General features: G+C 34.1%; 20 protein-coding genes. 15 read left to right on the top strand and 5 right to left on the bottom strand.

The window, feature by feature from the left end; all coding sequences use genetic code 11:
* Positions 1 to 43 precede the first annotated feature (43 nt).
* Entirely contained in the window at positions 44 to 739 is a 696-nt protein-coding gene (locus FNJ88_RS08290; RefSeq protein WP_143852732.1) for a hypothetical protein, read from the top strand.
* Between the two features lie 279 nt (positions 740 to 1,018).
* Here the strand turns inward: FNJ88_RS08290 and FNJ88_RS08285 are convergent, their stop codons facing one another.
* The 5 genes from FNJ88_RS08285 to rimP all read right to left on the bottom strand — a co-directional run bounded on the left by FNJ88_RS08285 (position 1,019) and on the right by rimP (position 10,337).
* Positions 1,019 to 2,440 (bottom strand): RagB/SusD family nutrient uptake outer membrane protein, encoded by a 1,422-nt coding sequence (locus FNJ88_RS08285; protein WP_143852731.1) that lies wholly within the window; start codon positions 2,438 to 2,440, stop codon positions 1,019 to 1,021.
* An 11-nt stretch (positions 2,441 to 2,451) separates the two neighbouring features.
* Entirely contained in the window at positions 2,452 to 5,304 is a 2,853-nt protein-coding gene (locus FNJ88_RS08280; RefSeq protein ID WP_143852730.1) for a SusC/RagA family TonB-linked outer membrane protein, read from the bottom strand.
* A 295-nt stretch (positions 5,305 to 5,599) separates the two neighbouring features.
* On the bottom strand, positions 5,600 to 8,449 hold the full coding sequence (gene infB / locus FNJ88_RS08275) for a translation initiation factor IF-2 (RefSeq protein ID WP_143852729.1): 2,850 nt from the start codon (positions 8,447 to 8,449) through the stop codon (positions 5,600 to 5,602).
* Positions 8,450 to 8,523: 74 nt separating this feature from the next.
* Positions 8,524 to 9,771, bottom strand: coding sequence for a transcription termination factor NusA (nusA, locus tag FNJ88_RS08270; RefSeq protein WP_143852728.1), 1,248 nt, complete (start codon positions 9,769 to 9,771; stop codon positions 8,524 to 8,526).
* 98 nt (positions 9,772 to 9,869) lie between these two features.
* Positions 9,870 to 10,337: a ribosome assembly cofactor RimP gene (gene rimP / locus FNJ88_RS08265; protein ID WP_143852727.1), complete on the bottom strand. Its 468-nt coding sequence runs from the start codon at positions 10,335 to 10,337 to the stop codon at positions 9,870 to 9,872.
* 192 nt (positions 10,338 to 10,529) lie between these two features.
* On the opposite strand from rimP, the gene FNJ88_RS08260 reads away from it, so the two are divergent.
* The 14 genes from FNJ88_RS08260 to FNJ88_RS08195 all read left to right on the top strand — a co-directional run bounded on the left by FNJ88_RS08260 (position 10,530) and on the right by FNJ88_RS08195 (position 23,954).
* Positions 10,530 to 11,840 (top strand): UDP-glucose dehydrogenase family protein, encoded by a 1,311-nt coding sequence (locus FNJ88_RS08260; RefSeq protein ID WP_143852726.1) that lies wholly within the window; start codon positions 10,530 to 10,532, stop codon positions 11,838 to 11,840.
* A gap of 7 nt (positions 11,841 to 11,847) precedes the next feature.
* On the top strand, positions 11,848 to 12,825 hold the full coding sequence (locus tag FNJ88_RS08255) for a hypothetical protein (protein ID WP_143852725.1): 978 nt from the start codon (positions 11,848 to 11,850) through the stop codon (positions 12,823 to 12,825).
* 34 nt (positions 12,826 to 12,859) lie between these two features.
* Positions 12,860 to 13,711: an ABC transporter permease gene (locus FNJ88_RS08250; protein ID WP_143852724.1), complete on the top strand. Its 852-nt coding sequence runs from the start codon at positions 12,860 to 12,862 to the stop codon at positions 13,709 to 13,711.
* Positions 13,712 to 13,796: 85 nt separating this feature from the next.
* The gene (locus tag FNJ88_RS08245) at positions 13,797 to 15,056 is read left to right on the top strand and encodes an ABC transporter ATP-binding protein (protein WP_143852723.1); all 1,260 of its coding nucleotides are present in this window, start codon (positions 13,797 to 13,799) and stop codon (positions 15,054 to 15,056) included.
* On the top strand, positions 15,049 to 16,224 hold the full coding sequence (locus tag FNJ88_RS08240) for a glycosyltransferase family 61 protein (RefSeq protein ID WP_185145791.1): 1,176 nt from the start codon (positions 15,049 to 15,051) through the stop codon (positions 16,222 to 16,224). The genes FNJ88_RS08245 and FNJ88_RS08240 overlap by 8 nt, the downstream gene beginning before the upstream one ends.
* Positions 16,217 to 16,630, top strand: coding sequence for a sugar 3,4-ketoisomerase (locus FNJ88_RS08235; protein ID WP_143852721.1), 414 nt, complete (start codon positions 16,217 to 16,219; stop codon positions 16,628 to 16,630). Before FNJ88_RS08240 ends, FNJ88_RS08235 begins: the two co-directional genes overlap by 8 nt.
* A complete protein-coding gene (locus FNJ88_RS08230) occupies positions 16,620 to 17,399 on the top strand; it encodes an acyltransferase (RefSeq protein WP_143852720.1) in 780 nt (259 codons plus the stop codon). Before FNJ88_RS08235 ends, FNJ88_RS08230 begins: the two co-directional genes overlap by 11 nt.
* The gene (locus FNJ88_RS08225) at positions 17,392 to 18,492 is read left to right on the top strand and encodes a DegT/DnrJ/EryC1/StrS family aminotransferase (protein WP_143852719.1); all 1,101 of its coding nucleotides are present in this window, start codon (positions 17,392 to 17,394) and stop codon (positions 18,490 to 18,492) included. Before FNJ88_RS08230 ends, FNJ88_RS08225 begins: the two co-directional genes overlap by 8 nt.
* A 1-nt stretch (position 18,493) precedes the next feature.
* The gene (locus tag FNJ88_RS08220; protein ID WP_143852718.1) at positions 18,494 to 19,351 is read left to right on the top strand and encodes a glycosyltransferase family 2 protein; all 858 of its coding nucleotides are present in this window, start codon (positions 18,494 to 18,496) and stop codon (positions 19,349 to 19,351) included.
* Entirely contained in the window at positions 19,352 to 20,233 is an 882-nt protein-coding gene (locus FNJ88_RS08215; RefSeq protein WP_143852717.1) for a glycosyltransferase, read from the top strand. It abuts the gene before it with no gap.
* Positions 20,230 to 21,153, top strand: coding sequence for a glycosyltransferase family 2 protein (locus tag FNJ88_RS08210; protein WP_143852716.1), 924 nt, complete (start codon positions 20,230 to 20,232; stop codon positions 21,151 to 21,153). Before FNJ88_RS08215 ends, FNJ88_RS08210 begins: the two co-directional genes overlap by 4 nt.
* A 9-nt stretch (positions 21,154 to 21,162) precedes the next feature.
* Positions 21,163 to 22,113 (top strand): glycosyltransferase family 2 protein, encoded by a 951-nt coding sequence (locus tag FNJ88_RS08205; protein ID WP_143852715.1) that lies wholly within the window; start codon positions 21,163 to 21,165, stop codon positions 22,111 to 22,113.
* Between the two features lie 4 nt (positions 22,114 to 22,117).
* Positions 22,118 to 22,903: a glycosyltransferase family 2 protein gene (locus FNJ88_RS08200; protein WP_143852714.1), complete on the top strand. Its 786-nt coding sequence runs from the start codon at positions 22,118 to 22,120 to the stop codon at positions 22,901 to 22,903.
* 88 nt (positions 22,904 to 22,991) lie between these two features.
* On the top strand, positions 22,992 to 23,954 hold the full coding sequence (locus FNJ88_RS08195) for a glycosyltransferase family 4 protein (protein WP_143852713.1): 963 nt from the start codon (positions 22,992 to 22,994) through the stop codon (positions 23,952 to 23,954).
* Positions 23,955 to 23,970: the final 16 nt, after the last annotated feature.

The following is a 23,970-nucleotide window of genomic DNA, read 5'->3' as shown; positions in this document are numbered from 1 at the left end:
ATCGGGAATTGGTTATATTTGTTACAATATAAATTATATCAAAATGAAAAAGACTTTAATAATACTACTCTTTCCAATGATTTGCTCTTCCCAGGTAATGACAGATGTGCAGGTTTTCAATAATTCTAATGGGGATATTTTCAACGTAAAAAACACACAGTTTAAATCTTACGATGGTATAGACGGTTTGCCGTATAGTGATCGACGATTTTCCGCAGTGAAAATCGATGGATATAATCAAACAGCTCCTTTAGTAAGATATAATATATATGAGGACGAGATGGAGTTTAAAATCAATAATGCTTTAAATTATATTCAGAAGGTAGGTGAAATGAATATCACTTTTGTTGAGAGTAATAAAAGATATGTTTTAAAAAATTATAGTTTAGACGGAAAAAACAGAAATGGATATCTCGTTGAGTTGCTTAAAGAAAACGGGACATTCTCTCTTTATAAGAAAGAAAATATTCAAATTGTAGAGTATAATAATAATACGACAAATTCCTATTTAAAACAAAAAAATCCATATTTTGAAAGAGCCAAGGATACCATTTTGATTTTTGATGGGGAAACCTATACCAAATTCCCTAAGAATGCAAAAGAGTTTAATGCTTGGTTAGCTAGCAAGCCTTCGTCTGCCCGTTATAAAGATTCCGAAACTTTTATAAAAAAGAATAAAATTAATTTCAGTAAAGAATCTGATTTAATAAAATTAGTAACCTACATCAACACGCTATAGGTCAATAAGATATAGAACATACTACTACAAAAAAGTTATTGAATTGATTTCAATAACTTTTTTTATTCATAAGATTGACTTATTAAATACTCTTTCAGCTGATAAGATTTCATTTTTACACCAGCATATATTGCAAACCTTCTGAAGTTAAAAAATACGGAACCTGATTGGACTACTGAATCTGCTCCTGACTATACATGACCCTCAAAAATTCACGAATTATTACCTAAAAAAGGCTCTCAAAACTTGAGAGCCTTCATTTGATATGAAAATTAAATATTAGTTATCATAACCAGGGTTAGAAACTACTGGTGTCCCAGTGATATCCGTTTCTGATCTTGGTATTGGGAAAGCTAATTTATTAATGTTTACAGCTGTAGGTTTGAAAGAAGTATCACCCCATCTCAATTGATCCCACTGTCTGAATCCTTCACCAATCAATTCCTTACTTCTTTCCAGTTTAATGGTCGCTAAACTAACTGAAGTAATTGCATTTAGCTGATCTTGAACAGAAGTTACAACCGAACCAACTGTGATTGGACCTAATCTATTTGCTAAGATTTGTTTGTAGTATGAAAGGGCTTTCGCTGGATCCCCACCGTTTAATTCAGCTTCTGCTCCGTTCAAAAGAACTTCTTCATATCTGATCATTTTGATATTATCAGCTCCTGTTCTATTAAGGTATTTACCTCTGGTTTGATAAGAAAGATAAGTATAAGTTCCATCAGAAATAAACAAACCTTTTCTGATATCATTGCTTGCATATTTTGTTACTGCAACAGGATTAACAACAAGATTTTTATATCCATTGTAACTCATAATCTGATTATAAGAACTTGTTGATAAAGAAGAATCTGTTCCTACTTCCAGCTCCCAAATTGCATTAGGTGCAGCCCCTCTTAATGTGAAATCAAAGGATGGTTGATAAAGATCTCTAGCTACAACACTATATTTACCAATAACATCATTAGTAAGTGATCTTACTTTAGGATAATCACCTTTGTAAAGGTAAAATCTAGCCATTAATACTTTCAAAGCATTGATGGAAAGCTCGGTCTTATTAGATGGAGTATCATTTGCTACTCTCGCAGTCATCATTGCTAATGCTTTATTGAAATCATTTTCAATCTGCGTCTCGGTTTGAGCGATCGTACTTCTTCCAACTAAAGCTTTCGGATCATACTTTGTAGGAATCACTACTCCTAAAGTACCTCCTGTGTACTGTTGACCATACAATTTTAGCAAGTCGAAAAAACCTTGTGCTCTTAATGCATAAGCCTGACCTTGATAATATTCTGCTTTCGCAACATCAGCGCTAGTACCTGTAATTTTATTTATATCTGTATTAATTACAATGTTCGTTTTACCGACCATTGTATAAATCTGATTATAAGTATCTCTAGCGTAAGCATCACTAGAAAGCATGGTATACTGTCTTACAGTATTATAATACCCACTTCCCCCATTACTAAACATTTCATCTGATCTGATCTCTCCATATGCAAGATAATCACGCCCATAATAAGTAGAAGATCTCATGGATACATAAGCACCTCTTACAAATGACTGGATCTCTTGAACAGTAGTAAGATCCGATTGAATTACAGATTGTTTAAATTCTCTCTCGACAAAATCATTACTACAAGATGTCGCAGCAAGGACCCCGAGGGATACCATGCCTATTTTAAATATATTTTTCATTGTTCTATCTTTTAAAAGCTTAAATTAACACCAAATAAAAACGACTTAAGAATTGGTAATCCTAAATTTGATGATCCCGCAATATTGATCTCTGGGTCAAATTTAAGTTTGTCATCAAATACATGAGTCCATGCATTGTTTGCCATTACATAAATTTGCACTCCTGTAAGACCAGTTCCGTTTAGGATGTTGTTTTCGAAAGAGTACGAGAATTTCGCATTACTTAATCTGATATAATCAGAATCATAAAGTAAACGGTCAGAAATTCTGTAAGAGTTTTTATTACCGAATGCATACACTGGTTTTGGATTGTCTACATTGGTGTTTTCTGGAGTCCAGAAATTACCAATCACGTCAGCATAACCAGGATAACTATCGGAATAGTAACCATCAGAATAAAGATAAGTACCCCAATCATCAAGAATTTTACCACCAAATCCATAAGTAAACTGCAGATCTAAAGCAAAGCCTTTGTAACCCATTCTAGTGTTTAATCCACCATAAAGATTACTTAACATTGATCCTTGAACAGCTTGTTTAGCAGAAGCATAATCATTGGTAGTTTCACCACCAACACCATCTTTATACCATAACGGATCTCCGTTTGCGGCATCTACGCCAGCCCATTTTTTAAGATACCAAGTTCTAACACTTTCACCAACTCTAATCGTGGTTGATCCTGTATTAACATCTCCTCCATAAAGTTCAGTAATTTCATTATCCAAAGTAGAAAGGTTAAATCCTAAGTCCCATGTAAATTGACTTCTATCACCTTTAAAGATATCTGCATTTAAGGAAAATTCAAATCCTTTATTTACGAGGCTACCAATATTATCCACATAAGAAGTAAGACCCTGCGATCCAGATAGTGGCAAATTATAGATAAGATCTTTCGTTTTTTTGTTGAAATATTCTGCAGACAAAGTTACTCTGTTATTCCAAAAACCTAGATCTAGACCAATATTCAATGGATTAACAGTTTCCCATGAAAGATTCGGATTGTACAATCCAGAATATCCACCTGCTGCAAAATCATTATAATTACTAGTATAAGAATAAAGCGCGTAAGGATTTGCACTTACCTGATTTCCTAACTTACCGTAAGAAGCTCTAAATTTCATTTGAGACAGTACATTAATATCTTTAATGAAATTGATTCGAGCCAAGTCAAGCCCTACACCAACAGACCAGAAATTACCAGCCTTTTTTTCCGGCACGAACTGAGAAAGCACATCCCTTCTGAATGAACCATCTAATAAAATCAATCTGTTATAGTCGTAGTGACCCGTTACAGCATAACCATATCTAGAACTATTCCCTTCTGTTCCACTATACCCATAAGGAACGATAAAGTTACTTAAGGTTTGAAGAGTTGGAGTACCTACCGTAATACCAGTAGCAGAAATAAATTTATTGTCGGTTTTGTAAGCTTCCTGAATCAAAGTAGCACCTACATTATGCATTCCGAATTTATGATTCCAATCTAAGATATTCTGAAGATTGAAGTTAAAATATCTATTGTTTGAAGTTCTTTGGTAACCACCATAAGTATACCCATCACCATGCAATGGATTCCAATACGTATCTTCCTCAATGTTGATATATTCAGGAGAGAAAACAAACTTATAAGTTAAATCTTTGAAAATTTTATATTCTATCCCTAGATTAGCATATCCTCTTAATGTGCCTCCTTTGGAATAATTATTTTCTTGTAGGTATGGGATATTATATAACCCATTCGACAATCTAGAATTACTAGGGTTCCAATAAAAAGTACCATCAGGGTTTCTAACTGGATCAGAAGGTCTATTAAAATACTGTGCTAAAATTGGATTAGAAAACGCACCACCTTCGCTTAAAGTTTTCAAATTGGTGTGAGACACTTGAAAATCAGTAGTAACTTTTAATTTATCAGTTGCTTGATAACCAACTTTTGTTGTAAAAGCTAATCTACTAAATCCGGAATTTTTAACAATACTTTCCTGACTGAAATAGTTAGCAGATGAATAATAAGTTAATTTATCATTTCCTCCAGACATGTTAAAATCAACATTTTGCTGATAACCAGTTTTCTGCGTTTCTTTTCTCCAGTCTGTATCGTTCGTAGTTGTAAAGATGTTTTGCAAATCTGCCCCCTCTTCACCATCTTCCAGATAAGTATAAACTTCTGCAAGATTGTTGAACGCTACACCATATTGTGGATTGTCATTATAAGTATTCATTACAGCATGAGCTAAATACTCTCTCCACTGCGTAATATTAAATGATTTATGCCCTTCAATAGCACGCTCATTCATACCAGTATTCATTGAAAGATTAAATTTAGCCTTTCCTTTTCTACCAGATTTAGTCGTAATAATAATTACACCAGCACCAGCATCTGCACCATAAACAGCAGTAGAAACCGCATCTTTCAAGACGGTAATATTTTCAATATCATCGGGATTCATACTTGCTAAGATATTCCCTGTCGTATTTCCTGTTGTTAAATCGCCTGAAGCAACTCTAACTCCATCTACTACATAAATTGGAGAAACAACACCGTTGATAGAAGAAATCCCTCTAACTCGCACACTCGCCATCCCACCAGGCTGCCCCGAAGAACTTCCTGTCTGCACACCTGATACTCTACCTTGTAGCATTTTATCTACAGATGCAACTGGCACCTCTTTGATCCTGTCTGCTTTCATTGTACTTGCGGAGCCTGTCATTTCTTGAACAGTTCTTTTCTGTCCAAAACCTACAACCACAACTTCTTCAATGTCGCTAACTTTTACAGTGTCTGAAGTAGTTTGTGCTGATGCCATAATAGCTCCAACAAAAAACATAGCTCCAACGCTCAATGTTTGTAATTTCACATTCATATTAACATTTTTTAATAATCTAACCACAAATATGTTAATAATAATTAACATAACCAAAAATATTACCATTTTTGATTTATCATAAATAAATACATATGTACACAAACTTAATAAAATTACCACATTTATGATATATATTCGAATGAGACTAAAGGAAATAACATAATTTCGATACTTTTCAATCAGTTCTTTATGAAAACTATATTTGTTAATTATTACAAAAAAAATAACTCAGCAGCAAATGGAAACAAAAAAGCCTGCTGAAATCAGCAGGCTTTTTTATCGATATGAATTTTTACTTCAATTTTTTCTTCACAGAGATTTCTTCGTAAACTTCCAGTATGTCTCCAACTTCAATATCATTGTAACCTTTGATATTCAATCCACATTCATAACCTTTTGTTACTTCCTTGGCATCATCTTTAAATCGTTTCAAACTTTCCAGTTCTCCTTCGAATTTTACGATTCCGTCTCTCAGCAATCTGATTTTAGAATTACGGGTTACTTTTCCGGTAAGAACCATACAACCTGCGATCGTTCCTACTTTCGTAATTTTGAAAGTCTCACGGATTTCTACGTTACCGATCACCTGTTCTTTAATCTCAGGAGAAAGCATTCCTTCCATCGCTTCTTTTACTTCATCAATTGCCTTGTAGATAATTGAATAAGTTCTAATTTCGATTTCTTCTTTATCAGCTAATTCTTTTGCATTAACACCCGCTCTCACGTTGAAACCAATCATGATCGCATCGGATGCCGCTGCTAATAGTACATCTGACTCCGTAATTTGTCCTACACCCTGGTGTATGATCTTCACGCTTATTTCCTCGGTAGATAAACTTTGAAGCTGATCAGAAAGCGCTTCTACAGAACCGTCTACATCCCCTTTAAGGATAATATTCAATTCTTTGAAGTCTCCTAAAGCGATACGTCTTCCAAGTTCATCCAGTGTTACGTGTTTCTTGGTTCTTACTGATTGTTCACGTTGCAACTGCTCTCTCTTGGTAGCAATTGTTTTCGCTTCTCTTTCATCTTCAAACACCCGGAATTTATCACCGGCGGTTGGCGCTCCATCTAATCCTAAAACAGTTACAGGAATTGATGGACCTGCTTCGTCCAGAGATTTTCCACGCTCATCAAGAATTGCTTTTACTTTACCATGATTTTTCCCGGCAAGAACGTAATCGCCAACTTTCAAAGTTCCAGCCTGTACAAGAATTGTTGAAATATAACCTCGACCTTTATCTAAAGACGCTTCGATTACTACTCCACTTGCATTTTTGTCTGGATTTGCTTTTAATTCTAATATTTCAGCTTGCAATAATACTTTTTCCAAAAGAGCATCCATGTTATTACCAAACTTGGCAGATACTTCTTGCGATTGTACATTTCCACCCCATTCTTCTACCAATACGTTCATCGCAGAAAGTTGCTGACGAATATTGTCTGGATTAGCATTGGGTCTATCTACTTTATTAATTGCAATAATCATTGGAACTCCCGCAGCCTGTGCGTGAGAAATCGCTTCTTTCGTTTGAGGCATCACATCATCATCTGCTGCAATAACAATAATTGCAATATCAGTAATTTGAGCACCTCTGGCTCTCATTGCGGTAAATGCCTCGTGACCTGGCGTATCTAAGAATGTAATTCTTTGACCGTTTTCCAACTTCACGTTATAAGCACCAATATGCTGTGTAATTCCACCAGATTCACCGGCAATTACATTGGTTTTTCTGATATAATCTAACAGGGAAGTTTTACCATGATCAACGTGTCCCATAACGGTTACGATTGGCGCTCTATCCTTCAGATCCTCTGCTGTATCAGTATCTTCTTCGATTGCAGATTCTTCTACATCCGCATCAGAGAATTCAATAGTATATCCAAATTCATCAGCTACAAGTAATAATGTATCAGCTTCTAAACGCTGATTCATTGTTACCATTACTCCTAATGAGAAACAAGCAGAAATTACTTCTGTGGGACTAACGCTCATTAATGATGCTAATTCGCCTACAGTAATAAACTCAGTTACTTTTAGAGTTCTGTCAGCCGCATCAATTTCATCCTGACGCTCGTCTTGTTCTCTTCGGTAAACTCTCTTTTCTTTTCTATATTTAGCTCCTTTATTTTTACCGGCTTTACTGGTCAGTTTTTCTAAAGTTTCTTTAATTTGATTTTTAACTTGCTCATCCGTTAATTCAACTGGCATAACAGGACCTCTTCTTGCAGGACCTCTGTTTCCACCACCTTGATAACCACCACCTGGTCGGTTACCACCACCTTGACCTGGTGGGCGATTGCCCTGACCCTGACCTGGCGGGCGATTGCCACCTTGACCTGGAGGCCTATTACCCTGAGTACCTTGCTGAGTCGCACCACCCGTTGGGTTTGGCTTCTCAATACGTTTTCTTTTCTTTTTAGCTGCTGCGGAATTAGCAGAAGGCTTTGGTTTATTAAACTGAGATAAATCAACTGTTTGTTTCAGAATTTTTACTCCTTCTAATTTTTTATAAACCGTTTCAATTTTATCAGACTCTGGAGCTTCTGCCGGTTTGGGCGTTTCTACAGCAGGAGCTGGAGCTTCGACCGAAGCTGGCGCAGCCGGAGTTTCAACAGGTTCTTCCACTACAGGTTTCTCTGCGATGGGTTCTGTTTTTTTAGGCTGATCTTTTTTGGAGGATCTTGGCTTGTTGCCTTGAATTTGTGATAAATCAATTTTATCCAAAACTTTGAATTCCTGCTTTTCAGACGTGGTTAATTTCTCTACCATTGGTTTTGGTTCTTCAGCTGGAGGAGCTGGTTGCTCTTCCTTCACTTCAGGTTTCTTTTGATCTAAATCAATTTTTCCTAAAATTCTGGTCTCAGGTTTCAAACTCGATTTGGCTCTTATTACCTCAGGTTGTGCCGGCTCAATTTCCAGTTTTTCTTCTGGAACTTTTGCGATCACCACCTCATGAGAAGCTTTTCTTTGTTCCCCGTCTTTGCGAAACTCAGCTTCTAATGCAGAATATGCCGATTCTTCCAATTGAGCGTTCGGATTACTTTCTACCTCGATTCCTTTGGCCTGTAGGAATTCTACAAGTCTTGTCATCGAAATATTAAATTCCTTAACCGCTTTGTTTAATCTAATTTTTGGCATGTATACTTTATACTTTTATTTTAATTTTTGGCAAAGTTAACCTATTTTAACTTTAGATAAGGTATTAGAGAAATTTAGTCCTCCAACTCCTCTTTTAGAATTCGTTTTACGTCTTCTACGGTTTCTACTTCCAGATCTGTAAGCTTAACCAAAGCATCAGTCTCCTTATCCAAGACACTTTTTGCTGTATTTAATCCAACTTTTTTGAATTCATCGATGATCCACTGCTCGATATCACCTTCATCGGTCCCGGCAAATTCTCTTAACTCAACATCATCATCTTCATTAGCTTCTCTATAAACATCGATATCGTAACCACTCAACCAAGATGCTAGTCTGATATTTTGACCTTGCTTACCAATTACTCTTGAAATCTCTTCAACCGGTGTATATACCAGCGCGTAATTGGTTTCTTCGTTGATTTCTATTTTATTAATGGTAATGTTTCCTAAAGCTCTTTTCACCATAATTTCAGGATTCTTAGACCATTGGATCACATCAATATTTTCATTCTTCAATTCTCTTACCACTCCATGAATCCTAGAACCTTTTACTCCAACGCAAGCTCCAACAGGATCAATTCTATCATCATAAGCATCTACAGCAATTTTCGCTTTTTCTCCTGGAATACGCACTACCTTCTTCAAGATAATTGTACCGTCCTGGATTTCAGGAATTTCAAGTTCCAATAATTTTTCCAAAAACCTTGGAGAAGTTCTTGAAACAATAATCTGTGGTTTCGCACCTTTGAAATCAACACTTTCTACAATGGCACGAATACTTTCACCTTTCTTAAAAAAGTCAGAAGGGATCTGATTTTCTTTAGGCATGATAAACTCATTATCATCATCATCCAACAAAATTACATGTTTATGACGAATATGGTGAACTTCTCCCATCACAATCTCCCCGATCTTATCACGGAACTGATCGTAAAGGACTGCATTATTATGCTCCTGAAGTTTTGTTGCTAAAATTTGTTTCAGCGTTAAGATACTTCTTCTTCCCAATTGTTCAATCGGAATCTCCACAGTGAAGTCTTCTCCAACGTCAAAAGTTGGATCTATTTTTTTCGCTTCCGATATTTCAATTTCTAAATCATCGTCTTCAGACATTTCGTCTGCTACAATAGTTTTATTCAAAAATATCTGAAAATCCCCTTTATCAGGATTCACGATAACATCAAAATGATCATCGGAATCAAATCTTTTTCTTAATAATGTTTTCAAAGAATCTTCAATAATTGCCATCAGGTCAATCTTGCTGATGTTTTTGTCTTCTTTGAAATCGCCAAATGCTTCAATCAATGCTAAACCGTCCATTTATATATGTTTTGTTTAAGGTTCGAACTATAGAGGTTTTACCCTTTAATTTAATTTATCATAAAAAAGTCACGTTCTATAAAACGAGAACTTCTATTTTAGAACTTTATTGCAACAAGTGCTTTTTTAATATCGGAATAAGGAATCTCTCTCTCTTCAACTACATCTACTTTCCCTTTCCCAATATCTTTGGGTTTTCGGTATTTTAAAATTAAAGTAATCTTATCCTCTTCAACATTTACCAACTCTCCTTCAATTTCTGAAGAATCATTCATCAATAATTCAAGAGAACGACCAACATTCTTTCGATATTGTCTGGGCGTTTTAAGTGGTTCGCTTAAGCCGGCGCTCATTACTTCTAAAGAGAAATCATGTTCGTCACGATCCATATTAAATTCAATCGCACGACTTGCATCCAAACAATCCTGAAGCGTAACTCCATTATCACCGTCTAGAATTACCCGAACATGATCCGTCACAGAAAACTTAATATCGATCAAAAAAAGATCCTCCCTTTCTGCTAAAAAATCATTTAATAGTTGTTCTATTTGCGTTCTAATTTCCATATTTCTCTAAAATACTCTTACGAAAAAAGGCATTCTTCCGAAGGCCTTTTCATTATAATTTCCGTAAATCCGTTTGCAAATATACATCTTTTAAATAAAATATCAAAATAAATGGCATTTATTGACACAGAAACAATCACCCTGCAAATGATTAATTCTTATATTTGCCAAAATTTCTAAAAAACTCACATTGTGAATATTACTATTGTTGGAACAGGATATGTAGGATTGGTTACCGGGACTACTTTAGCAGAATTAGGCAATACCGTTTATTGCGTAGATATCGATGCTGATAAAGTAGAACGAATGAAAAAGGGAATTGTTCCTATTTATGAGCCCGGTTTAGAAGAAATGTTCCTTCGGAATATTCAGGCACAGCGTTTATTTTTTACGACAAATCTAAAGGAGGCTCTGGATCAAAGTGAAGTCATTTACCTCGCTTTACCAACTCCACCAGGAGAAGATGGCTCTGCTGATCTTTCTTATGTTCTTTCTGTTGCCAACCAAATTGGTGAGATGCTGACCGATTATAAAGTGATCGTAAATAAATCAACCGTTCCTGTGGGCACTGCAGATCGAGTCCGGGAAACAATCGCGTCAAAAACTTCAGTTGGTTTTGACGTCGTTTCTAATCCGGAATTTTTGCGCGAAGGATTTGCTGTGGAAGATTCCATGAACCCCGCGCGTGTTATTGTCGGAAGTGAATCTGAGAAAGCGCAGGAAATTATGGCTAAGATTTATCAGCCCTTTACCAATATTGGAATTCCGATTATTTTCATGGATGAGAAATCATCAGAACTAACCAAGTATGCAGCAAATTCATTTTTAGCGGTCAAAATCACTTTCATGAATGAAATCGCTAATTACTGTGAAAAAGTTGGTGCGGATGTAGATAAAGTTCGTCTAGGAATGGGCTCTGATGACCGAATAGGACATCGTTTTTTATTCCCAGGAATCGGTTACGGCGGAAGTTGTTTCCCGAAAGATGTAAAAGCTTTAATCAGATCCGGCAAGCAAGAAGGGTTTGATTTCCAGATTTTAGAGGCAACCGAAGAAGTTAATCAATCACAGAAAGTAATTTTGGTTTCTGAAATTGAAAACTATTTTAAAGGAGATTTAAAAGGCAAAAAAATCGCACTTTGGGGCTTGGCCTTTAAAGCCAATACCGACGATATTCGAGAAGCGTCTTCTTTAGATAATATTAAATTGCTATTAGAAAAAGGGGCAGAGATTACTGCTTACGATTCTATCGCTGAAGAAAATGTACGCCAAATTTTAGGTGATCAAATTTCTTATGCACAAGATATGTATTCTGCCTTAGAAGATGCAGACTGTCTTTTAATTGCTACAGAATGGAGTGAATTCAAAAATCCTAATTTTGAGTTAATGGCCCAGAAAATGAAAAACAAAGCGATCTTCGACGGTAGAAATATGTTTGCCTTGGAGCAAGTAGAAGAAACTGGTTTCTTTTATAAATCCATCGGTAGAAAAACGATCAAATAAATAGTCTTTGAAATTAAATTTACCTTCCAAAATTATTTTTGCAATGCTGCTGGCTTTCACCATCAACAGTTTTGTCTATTTTGGATTTGCAAATGTTTATTCTTCCACTATTTTAAATTACGCCCATTTTCAAGATCAATTTCAGTCCGGAATTTACCAGTATCGGATATTAAGTGGTTACCTCTTAGGTGCTGTTTATGAATGTTTGTCCACTTTAAATATTGATTACAGTATCTTTAAATTAAAGTTCATCAATCCGCAGGCAGAGCCACAGATGTATTTATCTTTTTATATTTTAAATACGGTGTTCATTATACTGTCAGCGTTCATTTTGGTACTTATAACAGAGTCCAAAAGTTTTATCGCATCCCATTCAGAAAAAACACTTTTTGTTGCTGTCGCTGTATTTATTATAGGCTTGACCCAATTTGTGATTGTTCCTTATGATGTGTCCAGTTATTTCTTCTTACTGCTGTTTTTTTATGTACTGCTTCAATATTTAAAAGACCAGTCATTTTTCAACATAATCATACTTAGTGTGATCCTGCTTTTTTCTACACTGAACAGAGAATCATCTGCCTTATCACTTTCGTTGGCTGCAACATTATTGTACTCGAAATTTGGAATTCAAAAAAAGAGTGTTTCACTTATTGTTATTTTGGTGATGATCTTTATGGCAGTTTATTTCGGATTGAGGGTAATGAGTGAGAATTTCACCACAAATGATGGTAACTTATTCATTCAAAATTTCACACAACCTAAAAATATATTAGGTATTTTATTTTGGATCGTATTCTTCATTTTCACTTTAATCTTGGCGAAAGATCAGAAAGCGATTAAGCATATTCTGCTTTTTCATTTATTGGCAACACCTTATCTGGTAGTGTGCTTTTATACTGGAATTTTGTACGAGATCCGATTGTACGTTCCATTATTCCTAACCTCGTTAATACTTAGCCGAATATCGGTAGCCAATATTGATTAAATTACTTTAATTTTGCAAAAAATCACAAATTTAGATGCTTGAGCCGAAACAACAACAATGGACAGAAACTATTGAATCTAATCATTCCCTTTTTGATCTCAAATTAAAAGAAGTTTGGCGATACAAAGACTTGGTCTACATGTTTGTAAAAAGGGATTTTGTGTCTTCGTTTAAACAGACAATTTTAGGTCCACTTTGGTTCTTCATTAACCCAATTTTTACTACAATCGTTTTTGTATTTGTATTTGGAAACATAGCAAAACTTTCGACAGACAGCATTCCACAGGTTTTATTTTATCTTTCAGGAATTACGCTTTGGAACTATTTCTCTTCGTGCCTAACGGGCACGTCTAATATTTTCACCGCCAATGCTAGTATTTTCGGTAAAGTTTATTTCCCGCGATTGGTCATGCCCATAACGATTGTTATTTCAAACCTGATGAAATTTGGCGTTCAGTTTACGCTTTTCTTAGCAGTCTGGATTTTTTATTTTTCTAAAGGTGAAATCGAGCCTAATATTTGGATTTTGGCTACCCCTTTTTTAATTGTATTAATGGCTATTTTTGCATTAGGAGTTGGGATGATTTTCTCTGCATTAACCACAAAATATCGTGACCTTCAGATGCTTTTAACCTTTGGTGTGAGTTTAATGATGTATGCAACACCCGTTATTTATCCTGTTTCTTCTATTGAAGGTGTATGGAAAGAACTGGCTTACTACAATCCACTCACCGGAATTTTCGAATGCTTTAAATATGGCTGGATGGGCCAGGGAGAATTTACTGTAGAAATGCTGCTCATCAGCACTGGAATTATTCTCATACTTTTGGTCATCGGAACGGTAACCTTCAATAAGGTAGAGAAAAGTTTTATGGATACGGTTTAGAAAAGACAAGTGAAAAGAGACAAGTGAAAACTGCGACGAAAAGCAAATCACAAGTAGTTTAAAAAAAATTATTAAAGAACACAAAATGCTTGCATTAAAGGCAGAAAACATATCAAAACAATATCGTCTCGGACAAGTTGGAACGGGCACTTTATCTCATGACCTTAACCGATTCTGGCATCAAGTTCGTGGCAAAGAAGATCCCTATTTGAAAATTGGGGAGGCCAACGACCGTGCTTCAAAAGGGGAAAGCGAATATGTTTGGTCTTTGCGTGATATTAGTTTTGAAATTGAACAAGGTGATGCTGTCGGGATTATTGGCAGAAATGGCGCAGGAAAATCGACGCTTTTAAAACTATTAAGTAAAGTTACCAAACCAACTACAGGTAAAATCCATACCAACGGACGAATTGCCTCTTTATTAGAAGTCGGAACAGGATTTCATCCAGAAATGACCGGCAGGGAAAACATTTACCTGAATGGAGCTATCCTCGGAATGACGCGGAAAGAAATCAAACGTAAATTTGATGAGATTGTCGATTTCTCTGGTGTTGAAAGATATATTGATACGCCGGTTAAAAGATATTCTTCCGGAATGTATGTTCGTTTGGCATTTGCAGTTGCGGCACATTTAGAATCTGAAATTTTGATTGTGGATGAAGTTCTCGCCGTTGGTGACGCTGAATTTCAGAAAAAATGTTTGGGGAAAATGGGTGATGTAAGTAAAGGGGAAGGGAGAACGGTTTTGTTTGTGAGTCATAATTTGACGGCGGTGAAAACTCTTTGTAATAGTGGTATAGTCTTAAAAAATGGAAATCTAGTTTTTAATGGGGAAATTAATGAAGCACTGATCAATTATAGTGGAGACAGATTAAAAGAAAGCATGGGAGTGCAATTTGATCAAAGTGTAAAAGACTATAATTCTCCACAATTTTCAATGCAAGAAATAAAAATCGTTTCTGCAAACGGTTTAAGTTTAAAAATATTAGAACAAAACACTGAGTTCTTCATTCAAACTAAATGTTTTGTGAAAACAAAAACTGATAGAATTCATTTGTCGTTCGTTTTTAAAAATTCTGAAAATCTAACTATTTTCACTTCGACCAATAATCATGATCCTTTAAAAGTAGGAGAAAACATTGTTAAATTTAAAATTCCCGCAAATTTTTTAAATGTTGATAAATACTCTTTAGATTTATATGTTATTATCAATAAACAGAATAGTCTAGTAATTGAGGAGGATATTCTAACGTTCACTGTTTTACAAAATGGACGTGAAGCTGGTGACTGGATGGGGAAAGAACCTGGTTTTATTACGACACATTTTGAATGGAGTTATGATTAGAAAATTAAAAAATATTGTAATAAGATTACTAAGTACAAATATATTTTTTGACATCTATTTTTTAAGTTTTTTACAAATTAAAATTTTAAACAAACTGCGAGGTGAAAAAAAATCAGTATTTAAAATCAAACATTTTAATCGATTAAATCCTGCAAAAAAAATTTTAGATGGTTATGACTATATTAGTAAAACACAAAACAACATTAATATAAATATACCAAATTTAAATTTATATTTAATTGAAAACGCACTTATAAACTCTCGGTCTTCAGCTATTATTAAAGGTACAAACATATATTACGAAGCAATAAATAATAATGAAAGATTTAATGAAGGATATATTGAACGTCATTCAAAAAAAATAGCATTAGTACGTTTAAATGATATTGAAAAAATAGACGAAGGTTTTTTTCTTGCAGGAAACGGTAGTCACAATTGGTACCATTGGATGATTGAAATATTACCAAAAATGATGTACTACCAATCAGATCAGACCAATTATATTTTAGTAGATGAGAGTTGCAAGTATATTCAGAGTATGGCAGAATCACTACGGGTTTTTACAAAATTGTTGAATTTAAAAATTATCTATCTCAATAAACATAAAACCTATAAAGTAAAAAAACTTTATTTTATTAATGAAGTTAATAAAGTTATATTTAATCAATTCGATTCTAAAAACAATCATTTCCCCCTGTATTATTACAGACAAAATAGTTTAAGAAGCATGGCCTTGAAATTTCAAAATATCTATTTTAATGATAACTTTTATCCCGAAAAAGTTTACCTTGAAAGGAAAGGCTCACATAGAATTGCACAAAATCAAAGAGATTTATTAAATAAAATCACTGATAGAGGTTTTAAAAATATAGACTTAATTACAAAAAGTATAGATGAACAGGTAAATATTTTTTACAAAGCAAAAACATTAATAGGAATAACAGGAGCAGCATGGACAAACATTTTATTTTGCAAAGCAAATTCAAAGGTTATTATCTTTATGCCTAATAACTATAAAGCATTCTCATTTTATAGTGAAATGGCAGAGATGCTTAGTGTAAATTTAAGTTATCTTTACTATGAAAATGGCGATAACGAACATTCTAAGAGTAATTTTACTATTGACTTACAACAGCTAGATAATTTTTTAACAACTGAAAATGACTAAAAACCCAAAGTTCCTTTCATTCAATAAAATAGGAAGCCCAAATCTAGGCTACATTTCTGTGGCAGAAAATCACGAAAATATTCCTTTTGATATAAAAAGAGTTTATTGGACTTATTATACTCCACAAGATGTAACAAGAGGTGGACATGCACATTTAGAATTGGAACAAGTTATTGTTGCAGTTTCCGGAACTATTATATTTAATATTGAAGATTTAGAAGGAAACAAAAAAGAATTTATTTTGGATAGTCCGGAAAAAGGCCTCTACATTCCAAAATTGATTTGGCGAGATATTAAATTTTCGCATAGCGCAGTTCTTCTTTGTTTAGCTTCTGAAAAATATATGGAATCGGATTATATCCGTGATTACGCAACTTTCTTAAAACATAAGACAAATGAAATTTAATAATAGAAATGTTTTTATAAGCCCGAAAGCCACAATTGGAAAGAATGTAAGAATCGGCGACAACAGTGTCATTTATGACAATGTCGTTCTGGAGGACAATGTAACAATTTGTAATGATTGCGTAATTGGAGAACCATTAAGTAATTATTACACCGATGATTCGTATGAAAACCCTCCAACTTTCATTGGAAAAAACGCTATGATTAGAAGTCATACAATCATTTATGCCAACAGTACTTTCGGTGAAGGATTTTCAACTGGCCACCGCGTTACTATTAGAGAGAATTCTACGTTTGGTAAGTTTTGTAGAATCGGTACGGTAAGCGATATTCAAGGTTTTGTTGAATTTGGAGATTATTGCTGGTTACACAGCAACGTACATATTGGTCAACAATCTAAAATAGGAAACTACGTTTTTATTTATCCTTATGTAGTTTTTACGAACGATCCACATCCACCATCAATGATTTGTAAAGGACCAACAATTGGAGATTTTTCCCAAGTCGCAGTAGGCACCGTTATCTTACCAAGTGTAAACATTGGAAAACATTGTTTAATTGGTGCGCAATCTTTAGTAGGCAAAGATGCTGAAGACTATCAATTAGTTGCGGGTAACCCTGCGAAATTAATTAAGGATGTTCGTGAATTAAAATCAAAAGAAACAGGAAACTCTCATTATCCTTGGCCTTATCACTTTGAACGTGGAATGCCTTGGGAAAATATTGGATTTGATAAATGGAAAATAGAAAACGGATACGAAAATGATTAAATTCCTCGACCTTCAAAAACTCAATCTTCAATATCAAAAAGAAATTGAAGCTAAACTTTTAGAAACCTTCCGTAGCGGTTGGTATCTTTTGGGAAATGAAGTAAAACACTTTGAAAGGAACCTTGGGAGTTATATTGGATCTCAAAATGCAATCGGTGTTGCCAACGGTTTGGATGCATTGCGTTTAATTTTCAAAGCGTACCTCGAACTTGGACAGTTGAAGGTTGGTGATGAAGTAATCGTTCCCGCAAATACTTATATCGCCTCTCTTTTGGCGATTACCGATAATCGTTTGAAACCCGTTTTTGCAGAGCCAAATATTGATAATTACAATTTAGATATTTCTAAAATTGAAGCTTTAATTACGCCGAAAACAAAAGCAATCATGGTTGTTCATCTTTATGGACAAGTTTGCTGGTCCAAGGAATTAGAAGCTCTGGCAAAAAAACACGAATTAAAAATCGTTGAAGACAACGCACAAGCAATTGGTGCAGAATGGAATGGGATAAAAACAGGAAATCTTGGCGATGCTGCAGGTTTCAGTTTTTATCCTGGTAAAAATTTAGGTGCTTTAGGCGATGCAGGTGCAGTCACTTGTAAAGATTCACTTTTGGCGCAGACAATCAGAAGTTTAGCCAATTACGGTTCGGAAGAAAAATACATTAATAAATACCAAGGATTAAATAGTCGCTTAGATGAAATTCAGGCTGGCGTGCTCGATGTGAAGTTGAAATACATTGACGCAGATAATGATAAGCGAAGAAAAATTGCAGAACAATATTGCGCAGAAATTACCAATCCAAAAATTACGCTTCCCGAATTACCATTTAACTCTGCTGAACATGTTTGGCACCTTTTCGTTATCAGAACAAACAAAAGGGAAAAGCTACAAAAATATCTTTTGGAAAACGGAATTCAAACTTTAATTCACTATCCCATTCCGCCTCACAAACAGAGGGCTTATAAATATTACAATCATTTAAGTTTTCCTATTACGGAGAAGATCCATACAGGAGTTTTAAGTTTGCCAATTAGTCCGGTGATGCAAGATGAGGAGGTGCAGAAAGTAATTGAAGCAATCAATAATTATTGATATGAACCAACCATTGGTAAGCGTTGTAGTTATTTCGTACAACCATGAGATTTACATTAAAGAAATGTTGGATAGTTTGAAAAATCAGACGTATTCTAACTGGGAACTGATCGTAGCAGATGATGCTTCCAAAGACAGCTCTGTAGAAGTATTCAAAACTTGGCTACATGAAAATGGTTTTAATGCAAAAGAAATTTACCATGAAGTAAATACGGGATTAGCTACAGTTTTGAATCAGGCCCTAAGCCTATGCCAAGGAAAGTACGTGAAATTAATAGCTGCTGATGACTTTCTACATCCATCCTATTTAGAAGAATGTATCCAAACCATGCAAAGGGAAAAAACAAAGATTGTTTTTACTCAGGCATTTTCGGTAGATAATAAATCTAATGTACTATCAGAGAATTTTTTTTCCATTCCAGAAAATCCGACAAAAGATATTAAAACAAAATTGGCTTGTGGAAACTATATTTCTGGTGCGACATTGTGTTACGATATGGATATTATAAAAATAATCGGCAATTATAAAATAGATCTCCTACTAGAAGATTATGATTTTATCCTACGCGCAGTTAATAATAACTGCGAAATTTCGTTCATCAATAAAAATCTAGTTTTTTACCGACAACATGATTCGAACATCTCAAAAACAAAGTTACTCGCGTTGGAAGTAGAGACAGAATTATTAAAATATACCTATTTCAACGATCGTGAGTTTGCGAATGTGATTAATAAATCAACATCATTAAAAACAAAGCGATATGGTCGAGATTTTGTAAAATTAATTTTTATGAAATATTTAAACTATCAATTTAAATCGAAAAAAGTAATATTAAAAATGATTATAAATTATTTCTAAATGCTTTCCATCATTATATCATCTTATCGTCCCGATTATTATTTCGCACTTGAAAAAAACATTGCAGCGACCTGCGGGATTGTTTATGAAATAATAAAAGTGGAAAATCCCGGAATAATGGGAATCTGTGCCGCTTACAACATCGGTGCAGAAAAAGCACAATATGAGAATTTGCTTTTTTTACATGAAGACATAGAATTTGTAACGGAAAATTGGGGTCGAATTTTGATTGATCATTTAAACCAAAAAAATACGGGAATTATAGGAGTTGCGGGTTCGTCCTACGTTCCGGTTGCTCCAAGCAGCTGGACCGTCACGAAAAAATATAATTACTTTCATATTCTTCAGGGCAACAAATTGAATAAGGAAGCATTCTTAATTCAGAATACTCCACAGAAAAGAAATAAAGTTTTTGCGGTAGATGGTGTATTTCTAGCAGTAAAAAAAGTTGTTTATGCTCAATTTATTTTTGATGAAAAAAACTTAACTGGTTTTCATGGCTATGATTTGGATTTCAGTTTACGAGTTTCCAAAAGATATCAAAATTACGTGATCAATGATATTTTACTTCAACATTTCTCTGAGGGAAATTTAGATAAAATTTGGTTTGATAATACGACCAAAGTTCGACAAAAACTTGGATCAAGTTTCCACAAAAAGAAAGATAGTGAAGTAGAAAAAGAAGTTTTTGTTGGATTTCTTCACAGATATTTCGAGTGGAACGCGGTGAATTTAAAAAATATTATTTTCACATTACAGTATTATCCAATAAAGTATATGGATTATAAAAAAAATCTATCTCTTTTGAAAAATTATTATAATTATATCAGATTTTCTGCCGACCTCAATAAAAAACAGAAATTCACTAGACAAAAAAAATGATTTCAAAAAAAATCTACCTCATCATCGTCACCTATAATGCCATGAAATGGGCAGAAAGATGCTTTTCCAGTTTGAGAAGGTCGTCTTTTCCTGTAGAAGTAATCGTGGTGGATAATGGTTCTACAGATGGGACACAGGAGCTTATTAAAACTCAATTTCCAGAAGTTCAATTGATTCAATCAGCGGAAAATCTGGGGTTTGGTAAAGCAAATAATTTGGGAATTGAAATAGCGTATAAAAATGGCGCAGATTTTTTTTATTTGATGAATCAAGATGCATGGATCTATGAAAATTCTATCCAAAACCTATTGGATGTTTACCAAAATTATCCTAAAAAAGCAGAGATCGGTATTTTAAGCCCGATGCATTTGGATGGTTCAGAAAAAAAACTGGATATTTTTCTGGATAAATATATTTCGCAGAATTTTGAATCTAGAATTATTTCCGATTTTTACTTGAATTCGATAAAACCTTTCTATGAAATTAGTTTCATCAACGCTGCGCATTGGTTTATTCCTAAAGAAACGATAGAAAAAGTAGGTGGTTTCAATCCCTATTTCTTTCACTATGGCGAAGACAATGAATACGTAAATCGCCTTACTTTTCATGGGAGAAAAATAATACTCTGTCCCAAAAGTAAAGTTGTGCATGATGGGAAACAAGAATTAGGGAAAGTGGATTATAAAAAATTTCAAAATCTAAAAATAGAAACTAAAATCATTAATCCTTCGTACCAAAATAGTTTAGAAAATGAATTAAAAGAACTATATTTAAGTCGCTTAAAATACCTAGTCGCAGGTCAATTTTCAACCGCTAAAGCGATCAGCACAAAATACAACAAAATAAAAGCAGAAAGTGCAAAATTAAGAGAGATAAGAAAAAAAACCACCATGTCTGGTCCCACGTTTTTAGAACTATAAAATTTCATAATGGCTTCAGTTTATGTTATTATCGTCACCTTCAACGCTATAAATTGGGTCGAACAATGCTTTTCAAGCTTACGAAGTTCTTCACATCCGGTGCGGATCATTGTAGTAGATAATGGTTCAAATGATGGAACGCAGGAATATATTAAAAAAAATTTCCCAGAAGCAGAATTCGTCCAAGCTCCTGAAAATTTAGGTTTCGGGAAAGCCAACAATTTGGGAATTGAAATAGCTTATAAAAAAGGTGCAGATTTTTTTTATCTAATGAATCAAGATGCCTGGCTTTTCGAAAATTCATTGGAAAAATTATTAGAAATTTATAAGAATCATCCACAAAAAGAAGAAATAGGAGTTTTAAGTCCAATGCATTTAGATGGAAGTGAACAAAAATTAGATGTTCACTTTGAAAGATATTTAGCAAGATATACGGAATTCAACAGATTTCTATCTGATGTTTTCACCAATTCTCAAAAAGCATTTTACGAAATAAATTTCATCAATGCTGCACATTGGTTGTTGCCAAAATCTACTATTGAAAAAATTGGTGGTTTCAATCCGTACTTTTTTCAAGGCGCAGAAGATTACGATTATGTAAACCGTGTAAAATATTTTGGCAAAAAAATTCTAATCTGCGCTGAAAGTAAAGTAGTGCATGATACGGTGCAATCTTTTCACAAAGAAGAGCCCAAAAACAAAGAAGAATTATTAGTGCAAACTCGACTCTCAATGAGAATGCAACGAGAAACCAGATATTTGGATCCTCACTTTAACTTCAATGTAAAAAGAGAAAAAATAGAATTCTATTCTAATATTTTAAAATTAAGTTTAAAAGGAAAATTTGATGAAGCGAAGTTTTATAAACAACAATACAAATACTTTGCATCAAAATTTGAAGAAATAGCAAAAGCCCGGGAAATTTCAAAATCTGGAAACCATTCCTATTTAAATATTTAAATTGATGGAAAAATTACCAATAAGTATTTGTATTCTCTCTTGGAATAATGTAAAAACATTAGAGAACACTTTGAAATCTTACCAAAAATTCGGGCTCCTGGAAATGTCAGAAGACATCGTGGTTTTATTTCAAGAAGCGAGTGAAAAAGATGTAAAATTGGCAGAAACATACCAATTGAAAACCATCATTTTAAAGGAAAATATTGGCATTGGAAAAGCCATAAAAATACTCGCAGAAAATGCAAAATTTGAAAACATTCTATTTCTGGAAAACGATTGGCAATTGATCGAAAATGAAAACACAACATTTCATCAACTAAAAATTGGTTTGGATTTTTTAAATAAAAAATACGATGTTGTACGCTACAGAAGCCGCAAAAAACCGGGGTATCCACTCCACTCCTTAAAACACAAGGGAAATGAATTGGATTATTTTGATGATTGGCACAATTGCACTTCGCCACATCTTCTGGAGTCTTTACATTGGTTGGACCCTGCCAAAGAATTTCCAGATAAAATACAAAAAGATGGCAATTTTTTCGTCACCACTTCTCGGTGGGCAAACTGGACGAATAATCCATTTCTGGTAAAAAAAAGCTTTTTGTTGGATAAGATCCTTTCTTTTGCGGGAGAATCTGTTTATTTTGAAAGAAATATTGCAGAATGGTGGACGAAACAAAATTTCAAAATTGCGCAAGGAGAAGGTCTATTTATGCATAATGATTTGGCGAAATATCCAAAAAAAAATTTATTTACCAAGATTATAAAACGTATTAAAAATTTAAAGTAACCCTTTGAAAATGCCTTTGCGCTCGAAAAATATGCAGAATATCATTAAAAGATTTTTGCGCTCGTTGCGTTAAAAATTACCGTATTGTATGAAAATATTATTTCACGAAAACGAACTCAACTATCGCGGAACTTCCATCGCGCTATACGATTATGCAGATTTCAATGAAAGATATTTGGGCAATGAATCTTTGATTATCTACGACAAAACGCTTCCCACAAACCATATTTCTGGAATAGAAAAATTTAAAAAAAGATTTCAAGTTATTGATTATTCGGACTTTAAAGAAGTGGATTCCATCATCAAAAAAAATGATATCGATTTATTTTACGCCATCAAAAACGGCGACATTGATGGTATAGAAACCAAAGAATGCAAATCGGTGGTTCATTCTGTTTTCAAACATTTTGAACCTCATGGAGATGTGTATGCCTACGTTTCGGAATGGTTAAGCGAAGAAATGACCGCTGGAAAATCACCTTTTGTGCCACACATGGTCAATTTTGAAAAAAAAATCTCGGAAGATTTGAAAGCAGAACTAAATATTCCAAGGTCCGCAAAAGTATTTGGATATTTCGGAGGTGCACAAAGTTTCAACATTCAATTTGCACAAAAAACGGTAGAAAAGATTGCATCAAAATATAAGGATATTTATTTTTTGTATATGGCTGTAGATTCTTTTATACAAACAAAATGGTGGAATAGATCTTTGCCAAATGTAATATTTCTACCTCCGACTTCTGATATTGTGATGAAACAGAAATTCATCAATACGTGTGATGCATTGCTGCATGCAAGAGAACGCGGCGAAACTTTTGGAATTACGGTGGCAGAATTTGCGATAATGGGAAAACCAATCCTTACTTTTGCAAATTCGCCAGAAAAAGCACATATCATGGAATTGAAAGACAAAGCATACTATTACCGAGACAGCAAGGATTTGAAAGACCTTCTTCTCGATTCAGATTTGAGTTTGAATGCTATAGAAAATTACCAGAAATTTCTACCAATTACTGTGATGGACAAGTTTAAAAAAGTATTTTTAGATTAATTTTTTATCAATAAAC

Origin of the sequence: Chryseobacterium sp. SNU WT5 (assembly GCF_007362475.1) — a bacterium.
Classification (GTDB): domain Bacteria; phylum Bacteroidota; class Bacteroidia; order Flavobacteriales; family Weeksellaceae; genus Kaistella.
Note: the sequence above shows the minus strand (reverse complement) of the source record. Positions and strands in the feature narration are given on the sequence as shown.

Coding starts and splice junctions, on each gene's coding strand:
- infB (WP_143852729.1), bottom strand. CDS start 8,449: ATGCCAAAAATTAGATTAAACAAAGCGGTTAAGGAATTTAATATTTCG.
- FNJ88_RS08225 (WP_143852719.1), top strand. CDS start 17,392: ATGATTAAATTCCTCGACCTTCAAAAACTCAATCTTCAATATCAAAAA.
- FNJ88_RS08205 (WP_143852715.1), top strand. CDS start 21,163: ATGGCTTCAGTTTATGTTATTATCGTCACCTTCAACGCTATAAATTGG.
- FNJ88_RS08200 (WP_143852714.1), top strand. CDS start 22,118: ATGGAAAAATTACCAATAAGTATTTGTATTCTCTCTTGGAATAATGTA.
- FNJ88_RS08210 (WP_143852716.1), top strand. CDS start 20,230: ATGATTTCAAAAAAAATCTACCTCATCATCGTCACCTATAATGCCATG.
- FNJ88_RS08285 (WP_143852731.1), bottom strand. CDS start 2,440: ATGAAAAATATATTTAAAATAGGCATGGTATCCCTCGGGGTCCTTGCT.
- FNJ88_RS08220 (WP_143852718.1), top strand. CDS start 18,494: ATGAACCAACCATTGGTAAGCGTTGTAGTTATTTCGTACAACCATGAG.
- FNJ88_RS08235 (WP_143852721.1), top strand. CDS start 16,217: ATGACTAAAAACCCAAAGTTCCTTTCATTCAATAAAATAGGAAGCCCA.
- FNJ88_RS08215 (WP_143852717.1), top strand. CDS start 19,352: ATGCTTTCCATCATTATATCATCTTATCGTCCCGATTATTATTTCGCA.
- rimP (WP_143852727.1), bottom strand. CDS start 10,337: ATGGAAATTAGAACGCAAATAGAACAACTATTAAATGATTTTTTAGCA.
- FNJ88_RS08195 (WP_143852713.1), top strand. CDS start 22,992: ATGAAAATATTATTTCACGAAAACGAACTCAACTATCGCGGAACTTCC.
- FNJ88_RS08290 (WP_143852732.1), top strand. CDS start 44: ATGAAAAAGACTTTAATAATACTACTCTTTCCAATGATTTGCTCTTCC.
- FNJ88_RS08250 (WP_143852724.1), top strand. CDS start 12,860: ATGCTTGAGCCGAAACAACAACAATGGACAGAAACTATTGAATCTAAT.
- FNJ88_RS08240 (WP_185145791.1), top strand. CDS start 15,049: ATGATTAGAAAATTAAAAAATATTGTAATAAGATTACTAAGTACAAAT.
- FNJ88_RS08280 (WP_143852730.1), bottom strand. CDS start 5,304: ATGAATGTGAAATTACAAACATTGAGCGTTGGAGCTATGTTTTTTGTT.
- FNJ88_RS08245 (WP_143852723.1), top strand. CDS start 13,797: ATGCTTGCATTAAAGGCAGAAAACATATCAAAACAATATCGTCTCGGA.
- FNJ88_RS08230 (WP_143852720.1), top strand. CDS start 16,620: ATGAAATTTAATAATAGAAATGTTTTTATAAGCCCGAAAGCCACAATT.
- nusA (WP_143852728.1), bottom strand. CDS start 9,771: ATGGACGGTTTAGCATTGATTGAAGCATTTGGCGATTTCAAAGAAGAC.